The 25,545-nt window shown below is 66.8% G+C and carries 25 protein-coding genes; 13 read left to right on the forward strand and 12 right to left on the reverse strand.

The features are described from left to right. Positions 1-25: 25 nt before the first annotated feature. Both IPK27_01595 and IPK27_01600 read right to left on the reverse strand, forming a co-directional pair. Complete coding sequence (locus tag IPK27_01595) at positions 26-535, reverse strand: peptide deformylase (protein ID MBK8066348.1); 510 nt, start codon at positions 533-535, stop codon at positions 26-28. A 438-nt stretch (positions 536-973) separates the two neighbouring features. Further along, positions 974-1,312, reverse strand: a complete 339-nt coding sequence (locus tag IPK27_01600; GenBank protein MBK8066349.1) for a BlaI/MecI/CopY family transcriptional regulator — start codon at positions 1,310-1,312, stop codon at positions 974-976. A gap of 636 nt (positions 1,313-1,948) precedes the next feature. On the opposite strand from IPK27_01600, the gene IPK27_01605 reads away from it, so the two are divergent. Genes IPK27_01605 through IPK27_01615 form a run of 3 tightly spaced genes read left to right on the forward strand, consistent with a single transcriptional unit; the run spans position 1,949 to position 4,846 of the window. Then, a complete protein-coding gene (locus tag IPK27_01605; protein MBK8066350.1) occupies positions 1,949-3,145 on the forward strand; it encodes a LysM peptidoglycan-binding domain-containing protein in 1,197 nt (398 codons plus the stop codon). 37 nt (positions 3,146-3,182) lie between these two features. Further along, the gene (gene dprA / locus IPK27_01610) at positions 3,183-4,364 is read left to right on the forward strand and encodes a DNA-protecting protein DprA (GenBank protein MBK8066351.1); all 1,182 of its coding nucleotides are present in this window, start codon (positions 3,183-3,185) and stop codon (positions 4,362-4,364) included. A 5-nt stretch (positions 4,365-4,369) separates the two neighbouring features. Continuing rightward, positions 4,370-4,846 (forward strand): DUF494 domain-containing protein, encoded by a 477-nt coding sequence (locus IPK27_01615; GenBank protein ID MBK8066352.1) that lies wholly within the window; start codon positions 4,370-4,372, stop codon positions 4,844-4,846. Positions 4,847-5,011: 165 nt separating this feature from the next. On the opposite strand, the gene bioC is transcribed toward IPK27_01615, so the two are convergent. Together bioC and aceK are read right to left on the reverse strand one after the other, a co-directional pair. Next, the gene (gene bioC, locus IPK27_01620; GenBank protein ID MBK8066353.1) at positions 5,012-5,881 is read right to left on the reverse strand and encodes a malonyl-ACP O-methyltransferase BioC; all 870 of its coding nucleotides are present in this window, start codon (positions 5,879-5,881) and stop codon (positions 5,012-5,014) included. 76 nt (positions 5,882-5,957) lie between these two features. Further along, on the reverse strand, positions 5,958-7,700 hold the full coding sequence (aceK, locus tag IPK27_01625; protein MBK8066354.1) for a bifunctional isocitrate dehydrogenase kinase/phosphatase: 1,743 nt from the start codon (positions 7,698-7,700) through the stop codon (positions 5,958-5,960). A gap of 242 nt (positions 7,701-7,942) precedes the next feature. On the opposite strand from aceK, the gene IPK27_01630 reads away from it, so the two are divergent. The 3 genes from IPK27_01630 to IPK27_01640 all read left to right on the forward strand — a co-directional run bounded on the left by IPK27_01630 (position 7,943) and on the right by IPK27_01640 (position 11,906). Continuing rightward, the gene (locus IPK27_01630; GenBank protein ID MBK8066355.1) at positions 7,943-9,985 is read left to right on the forward strand and encodes a c-type cytochrome; all 2,043 of its coding nucleotides are present in this window, start codon (positions 7,943-7,945) and stop codon (positions 9,983-9,985) included. A 119-nt stretch (positions 9,986-10,104) separates the two neighbouring features. Then, positions 10,105-10,686, forward strand: coding sequence for a Uma2 family endonuclease (locus IPK27_01635; protein ID MBK8066356.1), 582 nt, complete (start codon positions 10,105-10,107; stop codon positions 10,684-10,686). After that, complete coding sequence (locus tag IPK27_01640) at positions 10,683-11,906, forward strand: MFS transporter (protein ID MBK8066357.1); 1,224 nt, start codon at positions 10,683-10,685, stop codon at positions 11,904-11,906. Before IPK27_01635 ends, IPK27_01640 begins: the two co-directional genes overlap by 4 nt. Here the strand turns inward: IPK27_01640 and IPK27_01645 are convergent. After that, positions 11,845-12,591: a gamma-glutamyl-gamma-aminobutyrate hydrolase family protein gene (locus tag IPK27_01645; GenBank protein ID MBK8066358.1), complete on the reverse strand. Its 747-nt coding sequence runs from the start codon at positions 12,589-12,591 to the stop codon at positions 11,845-11,847. The genes IPK27_01640 and IPK27_01645 overlap by 62 nt on opposite strands. Before the next feature lie 174 nt (positions 12,592-12,765). On the opposite strand from IPK27_01645, the gene IPK27_01650 reads away from it, so the two are divergent. Beyond that, on the forward strand, positions 12,766-13,974 hold the full coding sequence (locus IPK27_01650) for a CoA transferase (protein MBK8066359.1): 1,209 nt from the start codon (positions 12,766-12,768) through the stop codon (positions 13,972-13,974). Positions 13,975-13,980: 6 nt separating this feature from the next. On the opposite strand, the gene IPK27_01655 is transcribed toward IPK27_01650, so the two are convergent. The 4 genes from IPK27_01655 to IPK27_01670 all read right to left on the reverse strand — a co-directional run bounded on the left by IPK27_01655 (position 13,981) and on the right by IPK27_01670 (position 17,458). Beyond that, entirely contained in the window at positions 13,981-14,451 is a 471-nt protein-coding gene (locus IPK27_01655; protein ID MBK8066360.1) for a hypothetical protein, read from the reverse strand. 232 nt (positions 14,452-14,683) lie between these two features. Further along, the gene (locus IPK27_01660) at positions 14,684-15,478 is read right to left on the reverse strand and encodes a sterol desaturase family protein (GenBank protein MBK8066361.1); all 795 of its coding nucleotides are present in this window, start codon (positions 15,476-15,478) and stop codon (positions 14,684-14,686) included. Further along, positions 15,478-16,161: a fumarylacetoacetate hydrolase family protein gene (locus IPK27_01665; protein ID MBK8066362.1), complete on the reverse strand. Its 684-nt coding sequence runs from the start codon at positions 16,159-16,161 to the stop codon at positions 15,478-15,480. Before IPK27_01665 ends, IPK27_01660 begins: the two co-directional genes overlap by 1 nt. 190 nt (positions 16,162-16,351) lie before the next feature. Next, positions 16,352-17,458: a PilT/PilU family type 4a pilus ATPase gene (locus tag IPK27_01670; GenBank protein MBK8066363.1), complete on the reverse strand. Its 1,107-nt coding sequence runs from the start codon at positions 17,456-17,458 to the stop codon at positions 16,352-16,354. Positions 17,459-17,572: 114 nt separating this feature from the next. On the opposite strand from IPK27_01670, the gene IPK27_01675 reads away from it, so the two are divergent. The 4 genes from IPK27_01675 to IPK27_01690 all read left to right on the forward strand — a co-directional run bounded on the left by IPK27_01675 (position 17,573) and on the right by IPK27_01690 (position 20,852). Continuing rightward, positions 17,573-17,932: a DUF4398 domain-containing protein gene (locus tag IPK27_01675; GenBank protein ID MBK8066364.1), complete on the forward strand. Its 360-nt coding sequence runs from the start codon at positions 17,573-17,575 to the stop codon at positions 17,930-17,932. Then, positions 17,932-18,906 carry an OmpA family protein gene (locus IPK27_01680; GenBank protein MBK8066365.1) on the forward strand — a complete coding sequence of 325 codons (975 nt, stop codon included), beginning with the start codon at positions 17,932-17,934 and terminating at the stop codon, positions 18,904-18,906. The genes IPK27_01675 and IPK27_01680 overlap by 1 nt, the downstream gene beginning before the upstream one ends. 199 nt (positions 18,907-19,105) lie before the next feature. Next, positions 19,106-19,747, forward strand: coding sequence for an alpha/beta hydrolase (locus IPK27_01685; protein MBK8066366.1), 642 nt, complete (start codon positions 19,106-19,108; stop codon positions 19,745-19,747). A 10-nt stretch (positions 19,748-19,757) separates the two neighbouring features. Next, positions 19,758-20,852 (forward strand): AFG1 family ATPase, encoded by a 1,095-nt coding sequence (locus tag IPK27_01690; GenBank protein ID MBK8066367.1) that lies wholly within the window; start codon positions 19,758-19,760, stop codon positions 20,850-20,852. Positions 20,853-20,906: 54 nt separating this feature from the next. Here IPK27_01690 and IPK27_01695 read toward each other — a convergent pair whose 3' ends face one another. From IPK27_01695 to gspF, 3 genes are all read right to left on the reverse strand, one after another. Continuing rightward, positions 20,907-21,125 carry a hypothetical protein gene (locus IPK27_01695; protein MBK8066368.1) on the reverse strand — a complete coding sequence of 73 codons (219 nt, stop codon included), beginning with the start codon at positions 21,123-21,125 and terminating at the stop codon, positions 20,907-20,909. Between the two features lie 105 nt (positions 21,126-21,230). Then, on the reverse strand, positions 21,231-22,763 hold the full coding sequence (locus IPK27_01700; GenBank protein ID MBK8066369.1) for a hypothetical protein: 1,533 nt from the start codon (positions 22,761-22,763) through the stop codon (positions 21,231-21,233). Positions 22,764-22,826: 63 nt separating this feature from the next. Beyond that, on the reverse strand, positions 22,827-24,041 hold the full coding sequence (gspF, locus tag IPK27_01705; GenBank protein MBK8066370.1) for a type II secretion system inner membrane protein GspF: 1,215 nt from the start codon (positions 24,039-24,041) through the stop codon (positions 22,827-22,829). Positions 24,042-24,160: 119 nt separating this feature from the next. Here gspF and IPK27_01710 point away from each other — a divergent pair, with 119 nt between their 5' ends. After that, entirely contained in the window at positions 24,161-24,886 is a 726-nt protein-coding gene (locus tag IPK27_01710) for a GTP cyclohydrolase I (GenBank protein ID MBK8066371.1), read from the forward strand. A gap of 187 nt (positions 24,887-25,073) precedes the next feature. Continuing rightward, positions 25,074-25,517, forward strand: a complete 444-nt coding sequence (locus IPK27_01715) for a BLUF domain-containing protein (protein ID MBK8066372.1) — start codon at positions 25,074-25,076, stop codon at positions 25,515-25,517. Positions 25,518-25,545: the final 28 nt, after the last annotated feature.

Genomic DNA, 25,545 nt, shown 5'->3' on the forward strand with positions numbered 1-25,545 from the left:
CTCGGCGGGAATACTGGCCGCGCGCTCAGGCGGCGGATTGCTGGCGGCGGCGCTTGTCCAGCTTGCGCTGCACCATCTGCTTCTTGAGCGGCGACAGGTAATCCACGAAGACCTTGCCGGCCAGGTGGTCCATCTCGTGCTGGATACAGATCGCCAGCAAGCCGCTGGCGTCGACACGCTGGGTCTGCGCGTGGCGGTCGAGGAATTCCACCACCACACGCTCGGCGCGGGTCACGTCGGCGAACACCGTCGGCACCGACAGGCAACCTTCCTGGCAGGACTGGCTGCCCTCGCTCTCGACGATGCGCGGATTGATCAGCACCAATGGACGGTCCTTTTCCTCGCTGACGTCGATCACGATCAGCTGGCGATGCCAGTCGATCTGGGTCGCTGCGAGACCGACGCCCGGCGCCGCGTACATGGTTTCGAACATGTCGTCGATCCGCTTCTGCAGATCGGCGTCGAAGGTCTCCACCGGCTTGGCGACGGTGCGCAAGCGGGGATCGGGGAACTCGAGGATGGGGAGCAGGGCCATGGTGCGGTGTTGGGGGCGCGCCGCGCGGGATTCAAGTTATCCCATTGTAGCGGTGGATGGTGGGTGGACGGCAGTGCAGGGCGGGGCCCGCCACGGCTTGCCGCAACGATCGCCGACAGAGTCGGCCCGCGGTCTGCGAGACGTTGCGGCGGCTCCCGCCGAACATGATTCAAGTTTCTGAAATACATGACATTTTCCGCAAAGGACGCTAAGCAGAGCCGAATCCATAGGCGGTTGCGGGCGCATGGGGACTCTGCGCAACCCAAGACGCTCTTGCCTTCTTGGCGTCCTTTGCGTCCTTTGCGGACAAAAAACGGGCACTGGTCCGCGACAGTTCGATGCGCGAATAAGCGCACCGGCAGGGGCGACCGGAACTCCCACAAGTCTGCGGTCTGCGAGGCTGTGGGAGCGGCTTCAGCCGCGATCTCCCGCGGTCCCTCACACGCGTTCCTGTTCGATCTTGTACAGCAGCCGGCGGATCTCGGCCAGTTCGCTTTCGTTGGCGCGTGGGTCGTTGCCGAGCGCTTGCATGACCAGCCGGGTGGCTGAGCCATCGAATAGCTTGGAGATCAACGCGCCGACGAAGGCGCGTTCGGTCGCTTCGCGTGACACGGTCGCGGCGAAGCGGTGCGCGCGCTGGGATTCGTCGCGGATGACCAGCCCCTTGGCGTGCATCACCTGCAGCAGTTTGAGGGTCGTGGTGTAGGCCGTCTGGCGTTCCGCCGTCTGCAGCGCCTCGTGGATGTCGCGCACGCTGCACGGGCCACGTTCCCACATCACCTTGAGCAACTCGATCTCTGCTTCCGTGGGCTTCTGGACGTCGTTCCTGGCCACTTCCTTCCTCTCTTTGCACTGCGTTCCCACGGATCGTCATCGAATCCCACGCCCGCAGGCCGCACCAATGCGGCCGGGTCCTGCATCGACGACGTGCATCGTAGCCAATTTCGTGCACAATGGAAAAGGACCAGCAGTCATGCAGTCCATGCAATACGAAATAGTTCGTAGGTTGAAGCTTTCGCCGGCGGGAATGCGGTCGACGTCATGCGCAATCGCAGGGCCCCGGCTGCTGGAGTGGCGGGCGCGGCGCATGCCAACCCCTGCCGGAACGGAAGCTCCGAACCAGTCTCGCGGCCGATTCAGCCCGGTCCCGACGGGCTGCGGCCAGGATCATCCGCTGCGTCGTTCCGGCTCTTTGCTTCGTGATCAGGCTACGAACTTCAGACTGCGCGTGGCGGCAAACGACTCGCAACCCGGCTCGCCATGCTGGTTCAGGGGTTCCCCGCGACCCTTCGCTCCCCTCCGAAGCCACCGGCTGCATGCCTCCGCGCCTCTTTCTCGTATTTGTGCAGCAAAGCTCGTTTCCACCGACGCATTCTTCGGCTAAACTCCTCGAAGCCCTCGGGAATCAGGCAGATGGCTGCCATGCTTAAAAAAGCACTTTCAGTTGTTGCCGCACTGCTGTTCTCCGCTTCGGTTGCTGCAACCGGCCCGGAAGTTCGTACTGACCATCCCGACACCTATACGGTGAAGAAGGGCGATACGCTGTGGGACATTTCAGGCTTGTTCCTGAAAAACCCTTGGTATTGGCCGGAAATCTGGCAGGCCAATCCGCAGATCGCCAATCCGCACCTGATCTATCCGGGTGATGTGATCAGCCTGGTCTACATTGACGGCAAGCCACGACTGATGGTCAATGGCGAGCCCCCCGCGAGCGAACCCGCGGATGTCGGGCCGAAGGTGCGCGACGAGGGCGAGACCGAGGCGATCCCGCCTTTGCCCCTGGCGTCGATCCGCAGCTTCCTGGCGCGCCCGCGGGTGCTGAGCGAGGACGAGTACCAGTCCGCGCCATACGTCGCCGCGGTCGAGGAGAATCGGGTAGTTGGTGCCGACGAGCAGTTGGTCTACGCGCGCCGCTTCGATGGCGACCTGGCGATGGGCCAGAAGTACACCGTGGTGCGCCCGACGGTGGTCTATACCGACGTCCCCGCCGGCTGGTTCTGGCAGAAGGACAAGCGCAAGGTGGAGCGCATGTCCTGGAGCACGTCCGACCAATGGCACTGGAGCCTGCGCGAATGGGTCTCCGAGCGCGGCGCAGAGAAGCTGGGTTATGAGGTCATGGAAATCGGCACCGCCACGGTGTCCCGCCTTGGCGATCCGGCTACCCTGTACGTGACGTACACCGACATGGAGATCCGGAAGGGCGATTTGCTGTTGCCGGTGGAAGAGTCGCCATTCCCGCTGAATTTCTACCCGCGTGCACCCGCCAATGCCGACATCGGCGCGCGTGTCATTGGCGTCGCCGGCACCTTCGACTATGCGGGCCCCAACGATGTCATCGTCCTGTCGCGCGGTGCGCAGGATGGCGTCGAGGTGGGCGAGGTCTATTCGATCTACCAGCCGGGCGAAACCGTCCAGGACGAGGTGGCCTACCCGCAGGGCACCTTGCGCGCACTGGTCAATCCGCGCGACAAGAAAGTCACGCTACCCGACGAGTTCATCGGGCACGTGATGATCTTCCGTTCCTTTGACCGCATCAGCTACGGCCTTGTGGTCAACGGCGTCAGGCCAGTGTTCCTCGGCGCCCGACTGGACGCACCAACGCAGCTCTGACGCCGCATCACGCCAGTCTCGCCCCGACGCCGCCCGGATGGGCGGCGTCGTCGTTTCGGGCGGTGCAGATGCGAGAATCCGCCGCTCCACCCAATGGCCCGAGGATTCCGTGCCTGACACCCGGCTCGACTGGCTGACCCTGCACCGCGCCTGCGCGACCGGCGCCGCGCAAGCCTGGCGGGCACTGACCGCGGTCAGCGGCGACATCGTGCTGGCCGTGCAGCGGATGGCGGTCGACGCGCTGGGGGCACAGGCGGTGGCGCGAGCGCGGGACGAGGCCATGCTCGACCTGCAATGGCTCACGGCCAACGATGTCGCGCTGCTGACCTGCTCCGACGAGCGCTATCCGCCATTGTTGCGCGGTATCCCGGGGGCCCCGCTGCTGCTGTTCGTGCGCGGTGACGTCGATGCGCTATGGCTGCCCCAGCTGGCGGTGGTCGGCAGCCGCCAAGGCACCGCGGGTGGCCTCGCCACCGCGCGCGATTTTGCGGCGACCTTGGCCAGTCGCGGCTTCGCGGTGACCAGCGGGCTCGCCGCCGGTATCGACGCAGCCGCGCACCAGGGTGCGCTGGATGCCGGCGGCCAGACCATCGCGGTGCTCGGTACCGGACTGGACCGCATCTATCCGGCTCGGCATGTCGCGCTGGCGCGGCGGATCGTGGAACACGGCGCGCTGGTCAGCGAGTTTCCGCCGCGCACGCCCGCCAGGCGCGAGAACTTTCCGCGGCGCAACCGCATCATCAGTGGCCTGTCGCTGGGTACCCTGGTGGTCGAGGCCAGCCTCGGCAGCGGTTCGCTGATCACCGCGCGAGTGGCCAGTGAGCAGGGCCGGGAGGTGTTCGCGATCCCCGGCTCGATCCACAACCCGTTGGCCAAGGGCTGCCACCAGCTGATCCGCGATGGCGCCAAGCTGGTCGAGACCGCGCAGGAAGTGGTCGACGAACTGGCGCCGATGCTCGGCCAGTTGCGCGCCGCCCTGCCTGCCGATCCGGTGAGCGAATCGCCCGTGCCCGCCAGGATGCGCGTGGGTGCGCTGTCGCAAGACGCGGACTATCGCCGCCTGCACGCGGCCCTGGGCTACGACCCGGTGGGCATCGATGCGCTCGCCGAGCGCACTGGATTGACCGTCCCTGCCCTTTCCAGCATGCTGCTGCGCATGGAGTTGGAGGGGGAAGTGGTCGCGAATCCCGGCGGTACCTACAGCCGCTGCGCCGGATGAGGATGATGAAAGAGAACATTCTGGACGTGCTGCTGTATCTCTTCGAAAACCTCATGATCGAGGATCCTGAAGCCGACCAGGATCGCGACTCGCTGCAGAGCTCACTGCTCGAAGTCGGTTTCTCCCCGCAGGAAATCAGCAAGGCCTTCGACTGGCTGGACGAACTCGCCGAGTTGCGTCCGGCCTGCGATCCGCAGACCCTCGACGCCGGCGGTCCGATCCGCGTGCTTGCCCCGCAGGAGCTGGAACGGCTGGACGTCGAGGCGCAGGGCTTTCTGATGTTCCTGGAACAGCAGGGCGTGCTCTCACCCGCCCAGCGCGAGCTGGTCCTCGACCGCGTCATCGCGCTCGATGTCGGTGAAGTCGACGAACACGAGCTGAAATGGATCATCCTGATGGTGCTGTTCAACCAGCCTGACCAGGAAGCCGCCTATTCCTGGCTGGAAAACCTGATGTTCGACCAGGACGAGATGGTCAACTAGTGTCAGTGAAGCGGTGTTGGTGTTGGTTGTTGGTGTTGGTAGCAGCGAATTCGAGGCGAATTCAGGGCTTCCGGCCAGAGACGTTTCCGTGGCGTTCAATTCGACGGACTTCCGGCGGCCGGCTTTTTCCAACACCAACAACCCACACCAACACCGCTTCTGGCTTCACCGATGGCGTAGCCGCGCGCGCATCGCTTCGACGCTGAAACTCGCCAGGTCGCCGCGTGGCCCCCGCAGGGGCGCGCCCGCCTGCGGCGCCTGCGCCTGGCCGAAGATCACCTCGTAGCTTGCCGGCAGGCGGCCGTCGCTGCGGAAGGCCTCGTAAGCATCCAGCATTCGCGCGAATGCCGCACGGCCGGTCAAACCGCGCCTGCGCTCGCCGAGTGCATTGCCGGCACCGATGGTCTTCAGCTCGCGCATCAGGGCGCGCGCGTCGGGATAGGTCAGGGTGTAACGCTCGACATCGAACATCGGGTCGACGAAGCCCTGCGCGAGCACGGCGTCGCCGACATCGTGCATGTCGAGGAACACATGCACATGCGGGCGCTCGTCGGCCGCGCGCCAGGCTTCGCGCAATTCCTTCAATGTGTCCGGGCCGAAGCTGGTGAACAGCAGCCACCCGGCCGGCCGGAGCACGCGCCGGAATTCGTGGACTGCAGCCTTCAGATCGCACCACTGCAGGCACAGGTTGGAGACCACCAGATCCACCGAGGCGTCGGCAAAGGGCAGCGCCTGCGCGTCACCGGCCACCCGGCGGAATGGCCGGAACCAGCCGATGTGCCGGCGCGCCTCGCGCAGCATCCCGAGTGCCAGGTCGACCGCAACCACCTCGGCCTTGGGCCAGCGCTTCTTGAGCAGCCCGCTCAACCGGCCGCTGCCGGCGCCGATGTCGAGCACGCGGGCGGGTTCGGTCGCCGCCACTGCCAGCCGTGACAACAGTTCGTCGCCGACCAGTCGTTGCAGCACGGCGGTCTGCTCATAGTCGCCCGCAGCGCGCGAGAAGGCCTGGGCAACACGGGAGCGGTCCAGCGGCATGCGGTGAGTCGGCGTTATCGGGGTGCGCAGGCTAGCAGCTAAGCCCGCATGCAGCGGAGCATCCCCCAAACCCGCCTCAGCGCAACCGCACCTCGTCGCGGTACGGCGGGATGTCGAAGAACTGCCCGGCATTGAGCTTGGCCTGGGTCGCGTGCCACCACGGGACGGTGAAGATCTCGCCGTGGCGTGCGATCAGGGCTTCGCGCAATCGGCGCGGCAGGCCGAGGAACTCGGTAAACTGTTCGGGGAAGACATCGTCGTCGCCTACGTAGTACCAGGCGCCGTGGTGCATCTCCTCGTCCTCGTCGCGCGGGGTCGGCAGCTCGCGGAACTGACACTCGGTGACCAGGCAGAGTTCGTCGTAGTCGTAGAAGATCGCGCGGCCGTGGCGGGTGACGCCGAAGTTCTTCAGCAGCAGATCGCCGGGGAAGATGTTGCTGGCCGCCAGTTCCTTGATCGCCAGGCCATAGTCGAGTACCGCGCGCTCGACCAGTTCCGGCGGCGACTCCTTGAGGAACAGGTTCAGCGGGCGCAGCCGGCGCTCGACGTACATGTGGGTGATGATCAGGTCGTCGCCGTCCTCGATCACGCTGGAGCGACAGGTGTCGAACAGGTCTTCCAGCACCTCGGGCGCGAAGCGTGCGCGCGGGAAGCGCAGGAAGCGGAACTCCTGCGCATCGATCAGGCGTCCGGCGCGGTCGTGCTTGAACACCAGTTGGTACTTGTCGACCACATCCTGGCGCGTCATCAGCTTGGACGGCGCAAAGCGGTCGCGGATGATCTTGAACACCAGCGGGTAGCTCGGCAGGTTGAACACCGCCATCACCAGGCCCTTCTCGCCATCCGCCAGGGTCAGTAATTCGTCCGTGGCCTCGAAATGGCGATAGAAGTGGCGGTAGCGCTCGGTCTTGCCCTGCTTGGCGCGGCCGAGCACGGTGTAGATCTCGTTGACCGGCTTCTTCGGCAGCAGGGTGCGCAGGAACACCACGGCATCGCCCACGGTTTCCAGGTCCGCCTGGAAATAGCTGCGGGTGATGCCGAACAGCGCCGAGACATCGTCGCGTTGCACCATCACCGCGTCGGCGCGCAGGCCGCCGTCCTCGTGCACCAGCGCAATCACCAGCGGCGCGAACTCGCGCTCGCCAAACACCCGGCCGACCAGGTAGGCCCGGCGCTCGCGGTAGAACACGGTCTGCAGCATCTCCACCGCGCGCAGCTTCGGCTCGCCTTCCCAGCGTGGCAACTGCGCCGCGATCGCCTCGGCGATGCGCGCCCCGCAGCCAGCGAGATCGGCATAGGGCACCTCAAAGCGGAAGCCCGCGAGCACCCGCTGGCCGAGTTCCGCCGGAGAGATCGTGGCGCTGTAGGTCAGGCGCGGCACCGGATGGGTCAGGCGGTCGGTGGGCTCGATGTCGAGCGCGACGAACTCGATCGCCGCGTCCACGCCGCGGGTCTTGAAGAAGCGCCGCGTCAGCGTGTTGAAGAAGGTCTTGTTGAGTTCCTGGTCGACCAGCGGTGCGATCAGCGCGGCGCAGCGGTTGCGCACCAGCGACCACAGGCCGCGGTCGCCGACACGCCCGCCAAGCTCCGACTCCAGTCGTCGCGAGGTTTCCGCCACGCAGACGTCGTACAGCTCGATGCGCTCGATCGCGTCGAGCCGCGCCGCGGTCCATTCGCGCCGCTCGAAGCGCCGCTTGGCGCGCTGCGTGATCGAACGGAAGCGGGCGTTGTAGTCGGCGAAGGCATCGCGCAAATCGGTGGCACAGGCATCGGCGAGATCGGCGTCCGAAAGCGTGCGCGCTGGAAGTGGAGTGGACATCGGTGCATCCGGCAGGTCGACTGTCCGAGTCTCGCGCGGGTGCGGTGGAGGGGACAAGCGCGACCGAGCTTGGTTGAGCAAGAACAATGAGACTGACGCTTGACTCATGTCATTCTTCGCCAGCGTCAGCGGGCGCAGCCTTACACTCAAGTTATTACTTTTTGAAACTCACCGGAGGTCTTCACATGCGAACGCGCAAGCCCTTGTTCGTCCTGCTGGCACTGGCCATTGGCGGAACCGCCATGGCCGCCAACGACGTCGTCAACGAACGCCTGCCCAAGCAGGGCAACCAGGCCGGCGAGGCTGCTTATCTGGCCAACTGCGCCGCCTGCCACCAGCCGACCGGCACCGGACTGCCGGGTGCCTTCCCGCCGCTGGCGGGTTCGGATTTCCTCCAGAAGAACGACAAGACCAAGGTGCTGTCCTCGATTCTGCAGGGCATCAGCGGCAAGCTGGTGGTCAATGGCGTCGAGTACAACAACGTGATGCCGGCAATGAGCCACATCGCCGATGGCGACATTGCCAACATCGTCAGCTATGTCTACACCGCCTGGGGCAACTCGGGACCGAAGGTCAGCGCAGCCGATGTCGCCGCCGCGCGCAAGACGCTTGCGGTGTCGACCGATCCGTCGCAGGGCTCGCGCCATCCGGGTACCAAGGAAGGCGAGATGAAGTACCAGGCCGGCGCCTCGGCAGTGCCTACCGCCGGCATCGAGATGGTGGTCAATCCGGATGCGCCGCCGATCAGCAAGCAGGAATTCGCGCGCGCCACCGAGATCTTCTTCCAGCGCTGCGCCGGTTGCCACGGCGTGCTGCGCAAGGGCGCCACCGGCAAGCCGCTGACCCCGGACATCACCCGCGCCAAGGGCACCCAGTACCTGGAAGCGCTGATCAACTACGGCTCCCCGGCCGGCATGCCCAACTGGGGCACCAGCGGTGAGCTGACCAAGGAAGAGGTCAACATCATGGCCCGCTTCCTGCAGCACGATCCGCCGAGCCCGCCGGAATTCGGCATGAAGGAGATGCGCGACAGCTGGAAGGTGCTGGTCCCGGTGGCCGAGCGCCCGACGCAGAAGATGCACGAGCGCAACATCGACAACTTCTTTGCGGTGACCCTGCGCGATTCCGGCGAGGTGGCCCTGATCGACGGCGACACCAAGGAAACGGTGGTCACCCTGAAGACCGGCTACGCGGTGCACATCTCGCGCATGTCCAATTCCTCGCGCTACGTCTACACCATCGGCCGCGACGCCAAGATCGATCTGATCGATCTGTGGATGAATCCGCCGGCGATCGTCGCCGAGATCAAGGTGGGCCTGGAGGCGCGCTCGGTCGAGACCAGCAAGTTCAAGGGCTATGAGGACAAGTACGCGATCGCCGGTGCCTACTGGCCGCCGCAGTTCGTGATCATGGACGGCCCGACGATGGAGCCGCTGAAGATCGTGTCCACCCGCGGCATGACCGTGGACACCCAGGAGTACCACCCGGAGCCGCGCGTGGCTGCGATCCTCGCCAGCCACGAACACCCGGAGTTCATCGTCAACGTCAAGGAAACCGGGCGCATCCTGCTGGTCGATTACTCGGACATCGAGAACCTTTCGATCACCACGCTGAACGCTGCGCGCTTCCTGCATGACGGCGGCTGGGACAGCACCCACCGCTACTTCCTGACGGCGGCCAACCAGTCGAACAAGATTGCGGTGGTGGACTCCAAGGAACGCAAGATGGTCAACCTGGTCGACGCGGAGAAGATCCCGCATCCAGGCCGCGGCGCCAATTTCATGCATCCCGAGTTCGGCCCGGTCTGGGTCACCAGCGCGCTCGGCGACGACCAGATCACGCTGATCGGCACCGATCCGGAGAAATTCCCGCAGAACGCCTGGAAACGCGTGGGCGTGCTCAAGGGACAGGGCGGTGGATCGCTGTTCGTCAAGACCCATCCGAAGAGCAACCACTTGTATGTGGACACCCCGCTGAACCCCGATCCGAAGATCAGCCAGACCATCGCGGTGTTCGACGTCAAGAATCTGGCCAAGGGCTACCAGGTGCTGCCGATCGCGCAGTGGGCCAAGCTCGGCCCGGGACCGAAGCGCGTGGTGCAGCCCGAGTACAACGCGGCTGGCGACGAGGTGTGGTTCTCGGTGTGGAGCGGCGCCAAGGAAGAGAGCGCGATCGTGGTCATCGACGACAAGACCCTGAAGCTGAAGAAGGTCATCAAGGGTCCGGGGATGATCACGCCAACCGGCAAGTTCAACGTGCACAACACCGTGAAGGACGTGTACTGAGTCGAGAGCGGTCAAAAGTAAAAGGTGAAAAGTGAAAGCGAAGGGCGCCGCGAGGCGCCCTTCGTCGTTTCCGGTGGGCAGGGATACACTCTCGCAGTGTGAGCCTGGACGGCGCCGACATGCACAGCGTAAAGCACGAACACTTGAGCGAGGCCGAGTACCTGGCGCAGGAAGCGCAGGCACCGATGAAGCACGAGTACGTGGATGGGCAGGTGTATGCGATGTCGGGGGCGTCGATCCGGCATAACCGGATCGCCGGCAACCTCTACTTGCTGTGGCGGCAGAAGAGCGACTGCCGGGTGACGATCGCGGACGTGAAGTTGCGGACTCGCCGTGCCTACTACTACCCGGACGTGATGTTGAGCTGCGCAGGACAGACCGACGAATCGATCGAATCCGCGCCCTGCCTGGTCGCCGAGGTCCTGAGCCCCACCACCGAGGCGATCGACCGCGGTGCCAAGCTGCGCGCCTACCGAGAGATCGCCAGCCTGCAGGCCTATGTGCTGGTCTCGCAGGACGAACCGCTGATCGAGGTCTACCGCCGGGCGGGTGAGCTGTGGACCTATGAGGCGATCAGCGACGGGCGGGACATCGCGCTGCCCTGCACCGCGCGTCCCTTGACCCTGGACGCGGTGTACGCCGGGCTTGCGTTCGATCCACCTTCGGTTCGCGAGCCGGAAGCCGGGTACCAGGCCTGGTGAGCTCGCGCGCGGGAAGGTGGTGGCCCTGGCTGGTCGCATTTGGCGGCCTGGGCGTGCTGTGCGTGTCCAATGGGCTGGTGATTTCCGGGATCACCGCTTTCGACGAATCGTTGCTGGGGCAATTCGGCTGGGCCCGCGGCGAGCTCAAGCTGCGCGATCTGATCACGCTGGTCGGCACCGGCCTCGCCGCGCCTTTCGCCGGCGCGCTGGTGGACCGCTTCGGCCCGCGGCCCCTGTTGGCGGTGGGCAGCCTGCTGCTGTCGGCCGGCTACCTGGCCTACTCGCAGGTTGCCGCGCTGTGGCAGGTGTACCTGATCCACGCCGGGTTTGCGCTGGCCCTGGTCTGCTGCGGCGTCAACGTCGCGGTGATCATGGTCTCGCGCTGGTTCCACGCGCGCCGCGGGCTGGCGCTGGGCATCGTGGTGGTCGGCACCAGCGTCGGCGGCATGTTGCTGACGCCCTTGTTCAGCGATCTGATCGCCGCGCAGGGCTGGTCCCGCGCCTTCCAGTGGGCTGCGCTCACGCCACTGGCCCTGTGGCCGATCGCCATCTGGCTGGCGCGCGCACCTGCGGGCACCGGTCGCGATCTGCTTGGTGAGACGACTGCCACGGCCGATCCGCACTGGCGGCGCGCGCTGGCCACATCGGCCTTCTGGACCCTGGCGGCCATCGCCGGACTGTGTTTCTACGCAATGCTCGGGGTGATCGCGAGCCTGCGGCTGCACCTGATCGACCTCGGCGCCACGCCGCAGCAGGCGAGCGCCGGCTTCGCCTGGCTGATGAGCATGGCGCTGGCGGGCAAGTTCCTGTTCGGCCTGGTGGCGGACCATGTCCCCGGACCGCGTGCGCTGCTGTTGAACCTGACGGTGATGCTGGCCGGCTGCGTGCTGCTGGCGCGGATGGACGCCACGGGAACCAGTCTGGCGACGACGTTGCTCGGGCTAGGCTGGGGCGGCCTGTTCACGCTGGTGCAGCTGCGCGCGGTGGACCAGTTCGGGCTGGCACATGCGGGCAAGCTGATGGGCGTGATCACCCTGGTCGACGCCAGCCTCGGCGGCCTCGGCGCCTGGGCGACCAATGCGCTGCACGCGGGCGCGGATGGCGGCTATGCCTTCGCCTACTGGCTGATCGTCGCGCTGGTGACGACGGCCTGGCTGCTCAGCGCGATGGCAGCACGGTCCGCCCGGCCGGCCGCCCGACCAGGTCGAGGAAGCGGTTGAACAGTGGCTCGGCGCGCGCGCGCAGGGACTCGGCATGGGCGGCCGTGTGCTCGCGGATGGTGGCGACATCGTGCGGCAGACCCGCGCATTCCAGTTCGCGACAATAGGCCGCGTTGGCCAGCCAGCGCTCGATCAGCGCCTGGTCGACCTCAGGATGGAACTGCACCCCGTAGGCCGACTCGCCATAGCGGAAGGCCTGTTGCTCGCAGCTCTGCGTGCGTGCGAGTTGCTGCGCGCCCGAGGGCAGATCGAAGGTGTAGGAGTGCCACTGGAACACCGGATGCGCCTCGCCGAGCGGTGAAAACACCGGGTCGCTGCGTCCCAGGTCGGTCGAATGCAGCTGGTACCAGCCGATCTCCGGCTGCACATGCCGGCGCACCGGCGCCCCGAGCACATGCGCCAGCAACTGCGCCCCGAGGCAGATGCCGAACACCGGACGGCCGAGCCGCAGCGCGCGCTCGATCGCACGCAGCTCGGTCAGCAGGTGCGCGCGGTGCTGGCGGTCTTCCACATTCATCGGCCCGCCGAGCACCACCAGCCCGCGATAACGCTCCACCTCCGGCTGCGCATCCGGATCGCGTTCGAAATTGACGAAGCGGATGCGATGCCCGCGCGCCCGGATCAGCGGATCCAGCGTTCCGAGCGGCTCGGCGGCGACGTGTTGGAAGACCAGCAGACGGGACATGGGGCAGGATCAGAGTTCATTTTGTCCGCAAAGGACGCAAAGGACGCAAAGAAGAGCTGCCAGCAGATGCTGGCGATCGCTGCCCGTGCTCCGCATTCCACCCATCACCTTCCGCTTTCCTTTGCGTCCTTTGCGTCCTTTGCGGACTATTACGCTTTTGTCGCGACCATTCCAATGCCACCCCTCGCCGGAATCCGCATCCTCGATCTCTCGCGCATCCTCGCCGGGCCCTGGGCCACGCAATTGCTGGCGGACCTCGGCGCGGAGGTATGGAAGATCGAGAAGCCGGGCAGCGGCGACGACACGCGCAGCTGGGGCCCGCCGTGGCTGGGCGGGGAGGGTGGCGAGTCGGCGTATTTTCTGTCGGCCAACCGCGGCAAGCGCTCGCTGGCGATCGACTTCACGCAGCCGGCCGGGGCCGAACTGGTGCGCGCGCTCGCGCGCAAGGCCGATGTGCTGGTCGAGAACTTCAAGGTGGGCGGGCTGGCGAAGTACGGCCTCGACTGGCCCTCGCTGCAGGCGCTGAATCCGCGCCTCGTGTATTGCTCGATCACCGGCTACGGCCAGACCGGGCCCTACGCGCAGCGCGCTGGCTACGACGCCGCGATCCAGGCGCAGGGCGGGCTGATGAGCCTGACCGGCGAGCCGGACGGCGCGCCCGGCGGCGGGCCGCAGAAAGTCGGCGTGGCGGTCGCGGACCTGATGACCGGCATGTACGCCGCCAGCGGCATCCTCGCCGCGCTGCGGCACGCGCAGGCCACCGGACAGGGCCAGCACATCGATCTGGCCTTGCTCGACACCCAGGTCGGCTGGCTTGCCAACCAGGCGCTGAACTTCCTGGTCGGCGGCGCGGTGCCGCAGCGGCGCGGTACCGCGCATCCGAACATCGTGCCCTACCAGGTGATGGCCGCCGCCGACGGTCATTTCATGCTGGCGGTCGGCAACGATGGCCAGTTCCGCAAGTTGTGCGAGATCGTCGGCGCCGCCGCGTTGGCCGACGACCCGCGCTACCTCACCAACGCCGCGCGCGTGGCTCATCGCGAGGCGCTGATCGCCGACCTCGATGCCCTCTTGCGCGCGCAGCCGGTGGCGCATTGGCTCAGGCAACTGGAAGCCGCCGGCGTCCCCTGTGCGCCGGTCAACACGCTCAATCAGGTGTTCGCCGATCCGCAAGTCCAGCATCGCGGCATGCGTTTCGACCTGGCACATGCCAGCGGCCGGCAGGTGCCGCAAGTCGCCAATCCTCTGCGCTTCTCGGCCACGCCGGTCGAGTACCGGCAGGCGCCGCCGCTGCTGGGGGCGGACACCGCCGACGTGCTCGGTGAAGTGCTCGCGATCGACGCCGCGGAACTGACGCGCCTGCGCAACCTCGGGGCTGTCTGAGCTGGGTCAGCGCCGCAAGAACTCCAGCGAATCGCGGAAAATATAGTCGCGCGGGATCGGGTCCTCGGGGTTCTCCCCGTAAGCCCCCTGCTCGATCCAGTCATACACCATCGCCTGCCACTGCAGCGGCAAATGGCCGCCCGGCGGCATCCGGCTGCCTACATCCGGCCCCGCGCAAGCGACCTTCTGGAACAACAGGCTGTTCTGTGGATCACCGGGAATCACGCGCTGCACATTCGGATTCTGGCTGCTCGGCTGGCCGACCAGGAAGTAGATCGCCAGGTTCTGGCTGGAGAGGTTCAGATCGCCAGCGGGCGAAGTCCCGTTGTGGCAGTTCTGGGTGCACGAGGATTCGGTAGTCAGCGTGTCGTACAGGGTCGTCCACTCGATGTTCTGGTAAATCGGAAACCCGACGGCGCTGTCGCAATCGGTGGCCGCGTTCGCTGCGCCATGCATTGCCAGCAGCAGCAACCCCATCCGGCAAGTCCGCCCCATTGTCTGCCCTCCCCAGGCGATCAGATCGATAGCTTCAACGCACCAGACCACGACACGTTGACAGGCGGGGGGACGCGGATCCCCGCGGAAGCGTCGGGAGGTGTAGCCCGTTGTGCGGCGCCAGCCGCTCAGCGGGTACTTGTCGCAAGTACCCGGGGAACGCGCTGCGCGCGTACCACCGGGCTACGCGTCGCGATCCGACCCACTGCCCGCATCAGCGGAAGGGCTGACCCAGCAACTGCCACCAGGATTGCTCGCGGGCGTCGCGGAAGCGTTCGATGCCGATCGGCATCAGGCGGTCGTCGCCAGTCGCGCGGGCGCGGTAGCTGGCGAACATCCGGTCCCACAGCGAGAGGCAGAAGCCATAGTTGCTGTTGGTCTCGGCCTGCACGACGGAATGGTGGATACGGTGCATGTCCGGGGTGACCAGCACGCTGCGCACGGCGCGGTCCAGGGCGGGCGGCAGGCGCAGGTCGGCGTGGCTGAACAGCGCCGTGGCGTTGAGCAGGATCTCGAACAGCAGCACGCCCACCGCCGGCACCCCGATCGCCGCGACCACGCCGATCTTGATCAGCATGGACAGCGCGATCTCCAGCGGATGGAAGCGGATCGCCGTGGACACCTCGAACTCGGTGTCGCTGTGGTGCATGCGGTGCAGCCGCCACAGCAGCGGCACCCGGTGGAACACGCGGTGCTGCCAGTAGATCGCCAGGTCCAGCAGGACCACCCCGGCGACGATCTGCGCCCAAGCCGGCAGCGCCACCACCTGCAGCAGCCCGATGCCGCGCGCCTGTGCCCAGGCGGCTGTTGCCACGGCAACCACCGGAAAGGCCAGGCGCACCAGCGCGGAGCCCAACAGCGCCAGCCACAGGTGTCGCCCAAAGCGGCGCCACGGCGCGCGTACCCCGCGCAGCGGGCGCCAGGCCTGCAATGCGGCCAGCAGGGCGAACAGCCCGAGGAAGATGCCGAGGCGCAGCGGGCCTTCGTGCGCGAGCAGCCAGCTGCCCATCAGGCGCTGAACCCGAACTCCAGTGTGGCCCAGCCATCCAAACTGCACTGGACACGGTCGCTCGGCTGCAGCGGGCCCACGCCGGCCGGTGTGCCGGTGAAGATCAGGTCGCCGGCCTGCAGTTCATACAGTTTCGACAGTTCGGCAATGATCTCCGGCAGCGGCCACAGCATGTCGGCGACGCTGGTGTCCTGCTTCGGGTCACCATTCACGGCGAGGCGCAGGCGCACGGCCACCGGGTGGCGCCCATCAGCCGGGACCAGCGGCGACACCGGCGCGCTGTCGTCGAAGCCCTTGGCGGTATCCCAGGGATTGCCCTTGGCTTTGGCCGCGGCCTGCAGGTCGCGCCGGGTCAGGTCGACGCCCACCGCGTAGCCGTACACATGCGTCAGCGCATCGGCCACTGCGATGTCGCGCCCACCGCTGTGCAGCGCTGCGACCATTTCCACCTCGAAGTGCAGGTTCGAGGTGGCCGGCGGAAAGCGCGGATCGCGCCCGTCGGTCACCACCGCATCGGCCGGCTTCATGAAGAACACCGGCGTGCCCTTCTCCGGTACCGCCCCCATCTCCTTCGCATGCTCGGCATAGTTGCGCCCGATGCAGTAGATCCGGTGCACCGGAAAGCGCTCGGCGCGGCCGGCGATGGGGACGGAGGGAGTGGGTGGGGCGGCGAAGACGTACATGGTGGGAAGCAGTAAGTAGTGAGTAGTGAGTAGTGAGTGGCAGAAGCGGTCGGCCGCGAGGATGCGCCGGACGGGTGAAACGTGCCGGGCGAAAGTCTGGAGCGAGGGCTCGCGGCTTGCGAACGGCGGCTTTTGCCACTCACCACTCACTACTGAGCGCGGCGCAGCCGCGCGGCCTACTCACCGCTCTTCAGAACTGCGAATGATCGAAATACGGATCCGGGTTGTCGCTGCTGCCGCCTTCGGAGAGGCGGATCTTGAGCGCCAGGCCGTCGCGGGAATCCGCTTTGCGCAGGGCTTCTTCCAGTTCGATCTTGCCTTCCTTGTACAGCCGGAACAGGGCCTGGTCGAAGGTCTGCATGCCCTCGGCGAGCGAGCGGTCCATCGCCTCCTTGAGCTCGTGCACCTGGCCGCGGCGGATCATGTCGCGGATCAGCGGGGTGTTCAGCAGGATCTCCACCGCCGGCAGGCGACGGCCGTCCTTGCCGATCACCAGGCGCTGTGACACGATCGCCTTGAGGTTCAGCGACAGGTTCATCAGCACGTTCTTGTGCGCGCTTTCCGGGAAGAAGTTGAGGATGCGCTCCATCGTCTGGTCGGCGTTGTTGGAGTGCAGCGTCGACAGGCACAGGTGACCGGTCTCGGAGAAGGCGATCGCCGCCTCCATGGTCTCGGTGTCGAGGATCTCGCCGATCATGATCACGTCCGGCGCCTCGCGCATCGCGTTCTTGAGCGCGTTGTGGTACGTCCGCGTGTCCAGACCCACTTCGCGCTGGTTGACGATCGACTTCTTGTGCTTGTGCAGGAATTCGATCGGGTCCTCGATGGTCAGGATGTGCCCGGCAGTGGTGCTGTTGCGGTAGTCCAGCATCGAGGCGAGCGTGGACGACTTGCCCGAACCGGTGGCGCCGACCATCAGGATCAGGCCGCGCGGCTCGACGATCAGGTCCTTCAGGATCGGTGGCAGCTTGAGCTGCTCAAAGCTCGGGATCTCGCTCTTGATCGCGCGGATCACCATGCCGATCTCGCCGCGCTGCTTGAACACGTTGATGCGGAAGCGGCCAGCGTCCTTCACCGCGATCGCGAGGTTCAGCTCCAGGTCGCGCTCGAAGGCCGGCACCTGGCCCTCATCCATCAGTGAGTAGGCGATCTTCTTCACCATGCCGCTGGGCAGACCGGTGTTACCGAGCGGGTACAGCTTGCCTTCCACCTTGATGTTCACCGGCGCGCCTGTCGTCAGGAACATGTCCGACGCGTTCTTCTCGGTCATCAACTTCAGGAAGTAGCCGATATCCATGCGTGACTCCTCGCGGATCGGTTGCGATGCCCGGTGCGGCTGCCCACAATACCGAGCCAGTCTGATCGTGGTGCAAATGCAATGCCAGATGCTACGCCTGTTTACGTGACGGCCATGCGCCGCCTCGCGCTCCTCCTGCTGGCCGCGCTGCTGGGTGCATGCGCCAGCGCGCCGGTACCCACCCTGGAGCTGGACCGCGCACGCGATGCGCTGGCGCGAGCCGAGAAGGCGGGTGCCGCCGACTATGCGCCAGTGGATTACAAGATGGCGCGCGAGGGCGTGGACGGCGGGCGAGCGTTGATCGAGACGCGCGACCACAGCATCGCGCGCCTCACGCTGCAGAAAGCCGAGGTGCGCGCCGAGCTGGCGACAGTGAAGAGTACCGCGGCGCGTCTGCGCACCGAGGTGCAGCAGAAGGAAACCGACAACGCCAACTTGCGCCGCGAGCTGCTCGGCGAAGGGCAGGTGCCGTGATGCGCGCACTTCTGCCCCTGGCGGTCGCCATTGCCCTGGCCGGTTGCGCCGCGCAGCCCAAGCGGGACCTCGATTTCGAACGCCTGCAGGCCGACTGGCGGGCCCTCGATTCGGCCGACGATCGCGCCCGTGCGCCCCTGGAATCGGCGCGCGTCGATGACGCCATCGCGGCGATCCAGGCACTGCCGAAGAGCGATCGCGAGATGCGCAAGCACCTGGCCGACATGGCCGAGTTGCGCATTGCGATCTACACCGCCGCGGTGGCCGCCGCGCGCGATCGCGAGCGCCTCGCCGCGCTCGACGACGAGCACAAGTCGATCATGCTCGAAGCCAGCCGCCGCGATGCCGAACTGGCGCGCCTGGAGGCCGAGAAGCTGCGCCTGCAGTCGCTGGCGCGTGCCGAGGAGGCGGACCGCCTGCGTGAGGAAGCCGAGGCCGAACGCGAACGCAGCCTGGAGGTCAGCGCCGACGCCGAATTGGCGCGCCAGGAAGCCGAAGCGGCCCGGCGTCTGGCCGAGGCGCGCGCACGCGAGGCGAATCTCGCGCGCCAGGAGGCCGAGCTGGCTTCCGCGCAGGCGCAGAGCCTGCAGCAGCAACTCGCGCTGCTGCGCCCGGTCGCCACCGAGCGCGGCCAGGTGCTGACCTTGGGCGACGTGTTCTTCTCCTCCGGGCAGGCCGACCTCAAGGCCGAGGCGCGCGGCAACTTGAAGCCGGTGCTCGACTTCATCAATCGTTATCCGGGCAAGCCGGTGCAGATCGAAGGGCATACCGACGACCGCGGCGCCGACGCCACCAATCTGGCCCTGTCCGAACGCCGCGCGGCTTCCGTGCGCGATGCGCTGGTCGCCCTCGGCGCCGACCCGGCCCGGCTCAAGGCCGTCGGCCAGGGCGAGGCCAGGCCGATCGCCGACAACGCCACCACCGAAGGCCGCGCGCGCAACCGGCGCGTGGAGGTGGTGGTGGAGGGGACCTGACACCGGATTGCCCATCCGCACTTCGGACGAACTGTCTTTTGTCCGCAAAGGACGCAAAAAACGCAAAGAGAGCAAATGCCGCGATTGACCGGGTTCGCTCTCCTTTGCGTCCTTCGCGTCCTTTGCGGACACATTGATCGATTCCTCGGACAGCGCCGAGCCATGGCGGGCGCTGATTTTACGTAGACACCTGCAATCCATGACGCCCACCCACTGGCCCGAAACCCCGCAAAAGCTGCACATCGACGGTCCCGCCGGCACTCTGGAGGTGGTGGCGAGCCATGGCAGCGCCGACCCCGCGCGGATCGCGGTGATTTGCCATCCGCATCCGCTGCACGGCGGCACCATGGACAACAAGGTGGTGACGATGCTCGAGCGCACGCTGAAGGATGCGGGCGCGGCGACGCTGCGCTTCAACTTCCGCGGGGTCGGTGCCTCCATCGGACAGTTCGACGACGGCCATGGCGAGGGCGATGATTTGGCGGCGGTGGTGGCGCTGGCGCGCCGCTGGGCGCCGCGCGCGCCGCTGTGGCTGGCAGGCTTCTCCTTCGGCAGCTATGTCTCGACACGCATGGCCGGAGCACTCGGTGCGGAACTGCTGATCAGCGTGGCGCCGCCGGTTGGGCGTTTCGCCTTCCGCGCGTTGCCGCGTCCGCCGTGCGCGTGGATCGTGCTCCAGGGCGAGGCCGACGAGATCGTCGATCCGGCGCTGGTGTTCGAGCATTTCGAGCAGGTGCAGCCGCCGGTGCGGATGCTGCGCTTCCCGGCCACTGGTCACTTCTTCCACACCAGGCTGGTCGAGATGCGCGAACGCCTCGGCGCTGAACTGGCGCGGGCCTGAGGCCATGCGCGTGGCCGCCGATTCCCCGCTGGCGCGTTACCAGGCCGGCGTGGCCGACGGCCACTGGCAGGACGATGCACACCAACGCAAGGCGCTGGCGGAACTCAACCGCATCCACGAGGAACTGCGCGAAGACGGCGCGCGCAGCGGCTGGCAGCGCCTGGTGGACCGCTTCCGCAAGCCCCCGCCGGTGCGCGGGCTGTACCTGCACGGCGGGGTGGGCCGCGGCAAGACCTTCATCATGGACCTGTTCTTCGATGGCCTCGCCACGCCGCGCAAGCAGCGCTTGCACTTCCATCGCTTCATGGGCCGGGTGCACGCGGAACTGGCGCAGCTGAAGGACCAGGAGGACCCACTGGCGATCGTCGCCGAGCACTTCGCCGAGCGCGCGCGGGTGCTCTGCTTCGACGAGTTTTTCGTCAGCGACATCGGTGACGCGATGCTCCTCGGGCGCCTGCTGGAGCACCTGTTCGCGCGCGGCCTGACCCTGGTCGCGACCAGCAACACCGCGCCCAAGAACCTCTACCGCGAGGGTCTGCAGCGCGCTCGTTTCCTGCCGGCAATCGCCGCCATCGAGCAGCACTGCAAGGTGATGGAACTGACCAGCCCGCAGGACTACCGACTGCGCGCGCTGAACCAGGCACCGGTGTACCACCAGCCGCTCGGCGAAGCGGCCGCGCGACAGCTCGAAAGTGCCTACGCGCGACTGGCGACTGCCGCCTGCGACAAGCGCGGCAGCGTACTCGTCAACGACCGCGAGATCCCGGTGCGCCGGCGCGCCGGCGATCTGATCTGGTTCGATTTCGACGCGATCTGCCGCGGCGCGCGCGCAGCCGCCGACTACATCGAGATCGCGCAGAGCTTCCCGACGGTAATCGTCGGCGATGTGCCGCAGTTCGGCAGCAACGACGAGAACGAAGCCCGGCGCTTCGTGCACCTGGTCGACGAACTCTACGACCGCGGCGTGAAGCTGATCCTGAGCGCTGCCGCGCTGCCCACCGAGCTGTACCGTGGCGAGCGCCTGCGCCACGAGTTCGAGCGCACCGCTTCCCGGCTGATCGAGATGCAGAGCCAGGAATATCTCCAGCGCGAGCACCGGCCCTAGCGTGGTGTTCCGCGCTCTCTGCGTCCTTGCGTTTGACCTGCTGGCGCGGAGCGCTTACTGGTCGATCGGCGCTCGTCTCTTCGGTGGGTGCACCCAGTAGACATCGACGCCGCGCCGGCTTGCTTCGGCTTCGACGTCGGCGATGTACTGCATGTCGCTATCGACGCTGGTGGGGGCGTGGCGCGATTGCTGCGCGTATTGGCTGCTGGTGCTGGCACACCGGGCAAGCGCCATCGCGACGCCTGCGATGATGATGACTGTGCGACATTTCATGGCGGACTCCTCGACGTGGTGATCGTGAAGCGCCTCCTTGTTACTCCCGCCGGTGTGTCCGCGTCAAGCGTCGCGATTTCGCGTTATGCCGGGTTTCACAAATCCTCAGCGACGTGCTGACGGATTCGCGATCACCGCGCGGATTCGCTCGCGACTGAAGGAGAGATCCGCCTTGCCACCGCTGACGCTCATGCGGATCGTCAGGGTTTTCGGCTCCACCGCCACCAAGGTGCCGATGCGCGAACGGCCGTCGTCGGTTTCGATTGCCACCCGTTCGCCGATCGCAGCGATCAGGTTTTCGGTCGCCAGCCCGATGGGCGTGGGCTGGGGTTCCTGCGACCGCGGTCGTGGCCGCGGTGCCGCTTCCGTGGCGGCCGGTTCCGACGCAGCCTCGGTGGGAGCTTCGGTGGTCGCGGGAGCCAGCGCACTGATCCGCGCGCCCAAGTCCGCCAGCGACGTCGCCGACGCTGCGTCGGCGATGTCCGCATTGCGAGCGAGCAGATCGTAAACGCTGCCGCTGTAGGCAGCGGGCAACGGGCGCGATGGCACGAATTCCAGTACGAGGGGTTTGCGTACGCCTCCATTCCGCCAGATTTTCGGCTGCATCATTTCCCATTGTTGCTGCGGCGAATACGCGGCAAGAGTGGCCGCTGAAACCGAGTTCGGCCAAGTGGCCTGCAGTCCCAACGAGCCGCCCTCTCTCGCGTAGGAGGAGTAGATTGTCTCGGCCTCCGGACTCAGGCGCAGGCCGTAGACCTCGAGGATGCGGCGCACGGTGGTGATGTGGCGGCGCTGGAATTCCTCGGGATCCACCTGTGCCTGTTCGGCGCACCAGCGGTTGCGTGCGGCGACGAAGCCGTTGTCGCTGACACTGAGGCGCAATGCCGTGGGGCTCTCGTTTTCCCCGTCGGTTTCGAGGAAATGCCGTGGATCGCCGGTCTTCCAGTCCATTTCGACGCGCAGCTGCGAGACACCGGGCACGTCGTGGACGAACTCGATCACCACCTGTTCCGGCCCGGCGGCATGGTAGCCCAAGCTGAGATTGGCGCCGGCGTAGGGCAGGCGCAGGTCGCTTGTCAGCTGCAGTGGCACGAAATAGCGCAGGTTGGTGCAGCCCTCGGTTTCGAACAAGGCACCCGTGGAGAATCCGACATCCGGTAATCCAGGCGGCAGGAAATCGTTGATGTCCAGCTCGAAGCCGCGCAGGTGCAGGTGCAGGTGATCGGTCGCGGGGAGCAGCGAGCCGCTGCGGTCTCCGAGCAGGCTGGTCGCCCGCGAAAGGCGACCAGCGCGTCCTTCCAGCGGATTGGCCAGTTGCAGGATCCACCACCAGCCGGGGGTTTCCAGCTCGAGTGCCTGCATCGTCAGCGCTGCTCGTTCGCCGGTGCTGGACTCGATCCGCAGCCGCTTGATGCCGAGGTTGCCGTCCCAGGTGTAGTAGCCGCCCTGGTGGCTGGCATTGGCGAACATGTTGGCCGTGTTCACGATGCCGTCGGCGAATTGATTGATCTGGTACAGCAGATAGAAATGCGCACCCACCAGGAGCAGCAGGCTGCCGCCAAGGATCTTGACCCAGATCGGAGGCCCGCTCTTGCGCTCTGCCGGCGCGGGGCGGATGGGTCGCTTGGGAGCCGCCATCGGGCGCATCCGGAAAACAAAGACGGTCCGAGGATAGCGCGCGCTGCCGCGCCTCGTCCGGGCTCAGCGAATGATCTGGTTCATTTCGAAGATCGGCAGCAGGATCGCCAGCACCATGAACAGCACGATGCCGCCCATGGCGACGATCAGAAGTGGTTCGAGGATGGCGACGAAGGCGCCGAGCGCGCCCTGCACCTGCTTCTCCTGCAGGTCCGCGGCGTGGTCCAGCATCGGCTCCAGTTCGCCACTCTTCTCGCCACTGCCGACCAGGCGCGTCAACAACGGCGGGAAGCGGCCGCTCTCGGCCAGCGCGCGGCTCAAGCTGCCGCCCTCGCGCACTCGCGCCGCTGCGGCTGCGATCGACTCGCGCAGTGGTAGCAGGGTCAGGGTGGAACCGCCCAGGCGCAATGCTTCCAGCAGCGGCACCGAGGCCGCGGTGGCGATCGACAGCGTGCGCGCGAAACGCGCGGTGTCCTGCGCCTTCAGCAGCGCGCCGACCAGCGGCAGGCGCATCAGCAACGCGTGCCAGCGGCTGCGGAAGGCCGGCCGGGCAAGCGCCGCGCGGAAGGCGATTGCACCGGCGACCAGCGCCAGCAGCAGCCAGGGTCCGGCGACGCGCACGAAGGCGCTCAGCGCCAGCAGCATGCGCGTGGGCCAAGGCAGGGTCTGCTGCAGTTGCTCGAACACCCCAACCACCTGCGGCACCACGTAGCCGAGCAGGCCGGCGATGATCGCGAACGCCACCAGCGACAGCAGCGCCGGGTAGATCAGCGCCGCCACCACCCGCTGGCCGAGTTCGCGGCGTTCTTCGAGGAAGCCCGCCAGGCGTTCGAGCACCCGGTCGAGCTTGCCCGACTGCTCGCCCGCCGCCACCGCGGAACGGTACAGCTCGGGGAAACTTTCCGGGAACTCGCCCAGGCTGTCAGCCAGGGTGCGACCCTCCATCAGCTTGCTGCGCACCGCCACCAGCATGCGCCGCGCGCGCACGTCGCCACTCTGCTCGGCCAGCGCGGACAGCGCCTCGTCCAGCGGCAGCCCGGCGCGCACCAGGGTGGCCCACTGGCGCGTCAGGATCGACAGGTCGGCTGCCGACACGCCGCGCCCGAACAAATCCTTGAACTCGCGCCGCGGCGCCTGCTCGCGGACTTCCGCCACCTCCAGCGGCATCAGCCCCTGGTCGCGCAGCGACTGGCGCACGGCCTTGGGCGTATCGCCCTGCAACACGCCCTTGTGGGTGCGTCCGGCGGCGTCCAGGGCCTGGTATTCGAATGCGGGCATCGGAGGGGCGTGCGTGCGGCTCGGCGACAACCGCCGAGCATAGGGCTTCCCTCACCGGCCGTTCGCACCCGATCGCGCAATCTGCCAGCATTCCCGTCCAGCCCAATGCGGATTCCGGCATGGCCAAGAAGAACCAGCTCAGCGATTCGCCGGCCGACGTCGGCGTACCGGCGTCCGAGCGCATCCGCGCACGGATCAAGGCGGCCGGCCAGCGTTTCCACGCCAACGACAATATCGCCGCCTACATCCAGCCCGGCGAACTTGACGAACTGCAGGACGAGGTCCAGGCCCACCTGTCAGGCGTGCTGCGCGCGTTGGTGATCGACACCGAGAGCGATCACAACACCCAGGACACCGCGCGCCGCGTCGCCAAGATGTACCTGAACGAGATCTTCCGCGGCCGCTATGTGCCGGCGCCGCCGGTCACCGAGTTCCCGAATGTCGAGCAGCTCAACGAGCTGATGATCGTGGGTCCGGTGACGGTGCGCAGCGCCTGCTCGCATCACCTGTGCCCGATCATGGGCAAGGTCTGGATCGGTGTGATGCCGAACGAACACTCCAACCTGATCGGCCTCAGCAAGTACGCGCGCCTGACCGAGTGGGTGATGAGCCGCCCGCAGATCCAGGAAGAGGCGGTGACCCAGCTCTCCAGCCTGCTGTACGACATGATGCAGCCCGACGGCCTGGCGCTGGTGATGGAAGCCGACCACTTCTGCATGCACTGGCGCGGCGTCAAGGACACCGATTCGAAGATGATCAACAGCGTCATGCGCGGCTCCTTCCTCAAGGACGCCGCGCTGCGGCGCGAATTCCTGAGCTTGCTGAACCGGCAGCGGGGGGCGTGATGAAGCGGGGCAGGGGTCAGGGGGCAGGGGGTGGAGACCGTCGCATGGGCAGGCTTCCTCGCGCTCGGTCGCCTGTCGTTGCGATTCTGCCGCGAGCGTGCGCCGGTCTATTTCCCCTGCCCCTTGCCCCTTGCCCCGCCTTTTAGCTGCAACTGACGCCCCGACGACCCCTCCAAGGCCCCACCCCATGCTCGTCCGACTTCTCTACGCATCGCGCACCCAGGGCACGCCGACGCCGAAGGCGATCGAGGCGATCCTCGAATCCTCGCGCCGGCACAATCCGGAAAGCGGCATCACCGGCATCCTGTGCCACGGCGGCGAGGTCTTCCTGCAGGTGCTGGAAGGCGGCCGCGAGGCGGTGAACGCGCTGTACAACCAGATCGCGCGCGATCCGCGGCACCGGGATGTGGTGATCCTGCACTACGAGGAAGTCACGGAGCGCCGCTTTGCCGGCTGGACCATGGGCCAGGTCAACCTGGCGAAGGTCAACCCGTCGCTGCTGCTGAAGTACTCCGAGCGCGCCGTGCTGGATCCCTACGCGGTGTCCGGGCGGGTGTCGATGGCGCTGCTGGAGGAACTGATCGCCACCGCGTCGATCCTCGGGCGCACAGCCTGCCAGCCGGTGGGTTGAGCGCGTGCGTAGCCCGGAGTACGCGCAT

It is taken from the genome of Rhodanobacteraceae bacterium (genome assembly GCA_016713135.1).
GTDB lineage: Bacteria > Pseudomonadota > Gammaproteobacteria > Xanthomonadales > SZUA-5 > JADKFD01.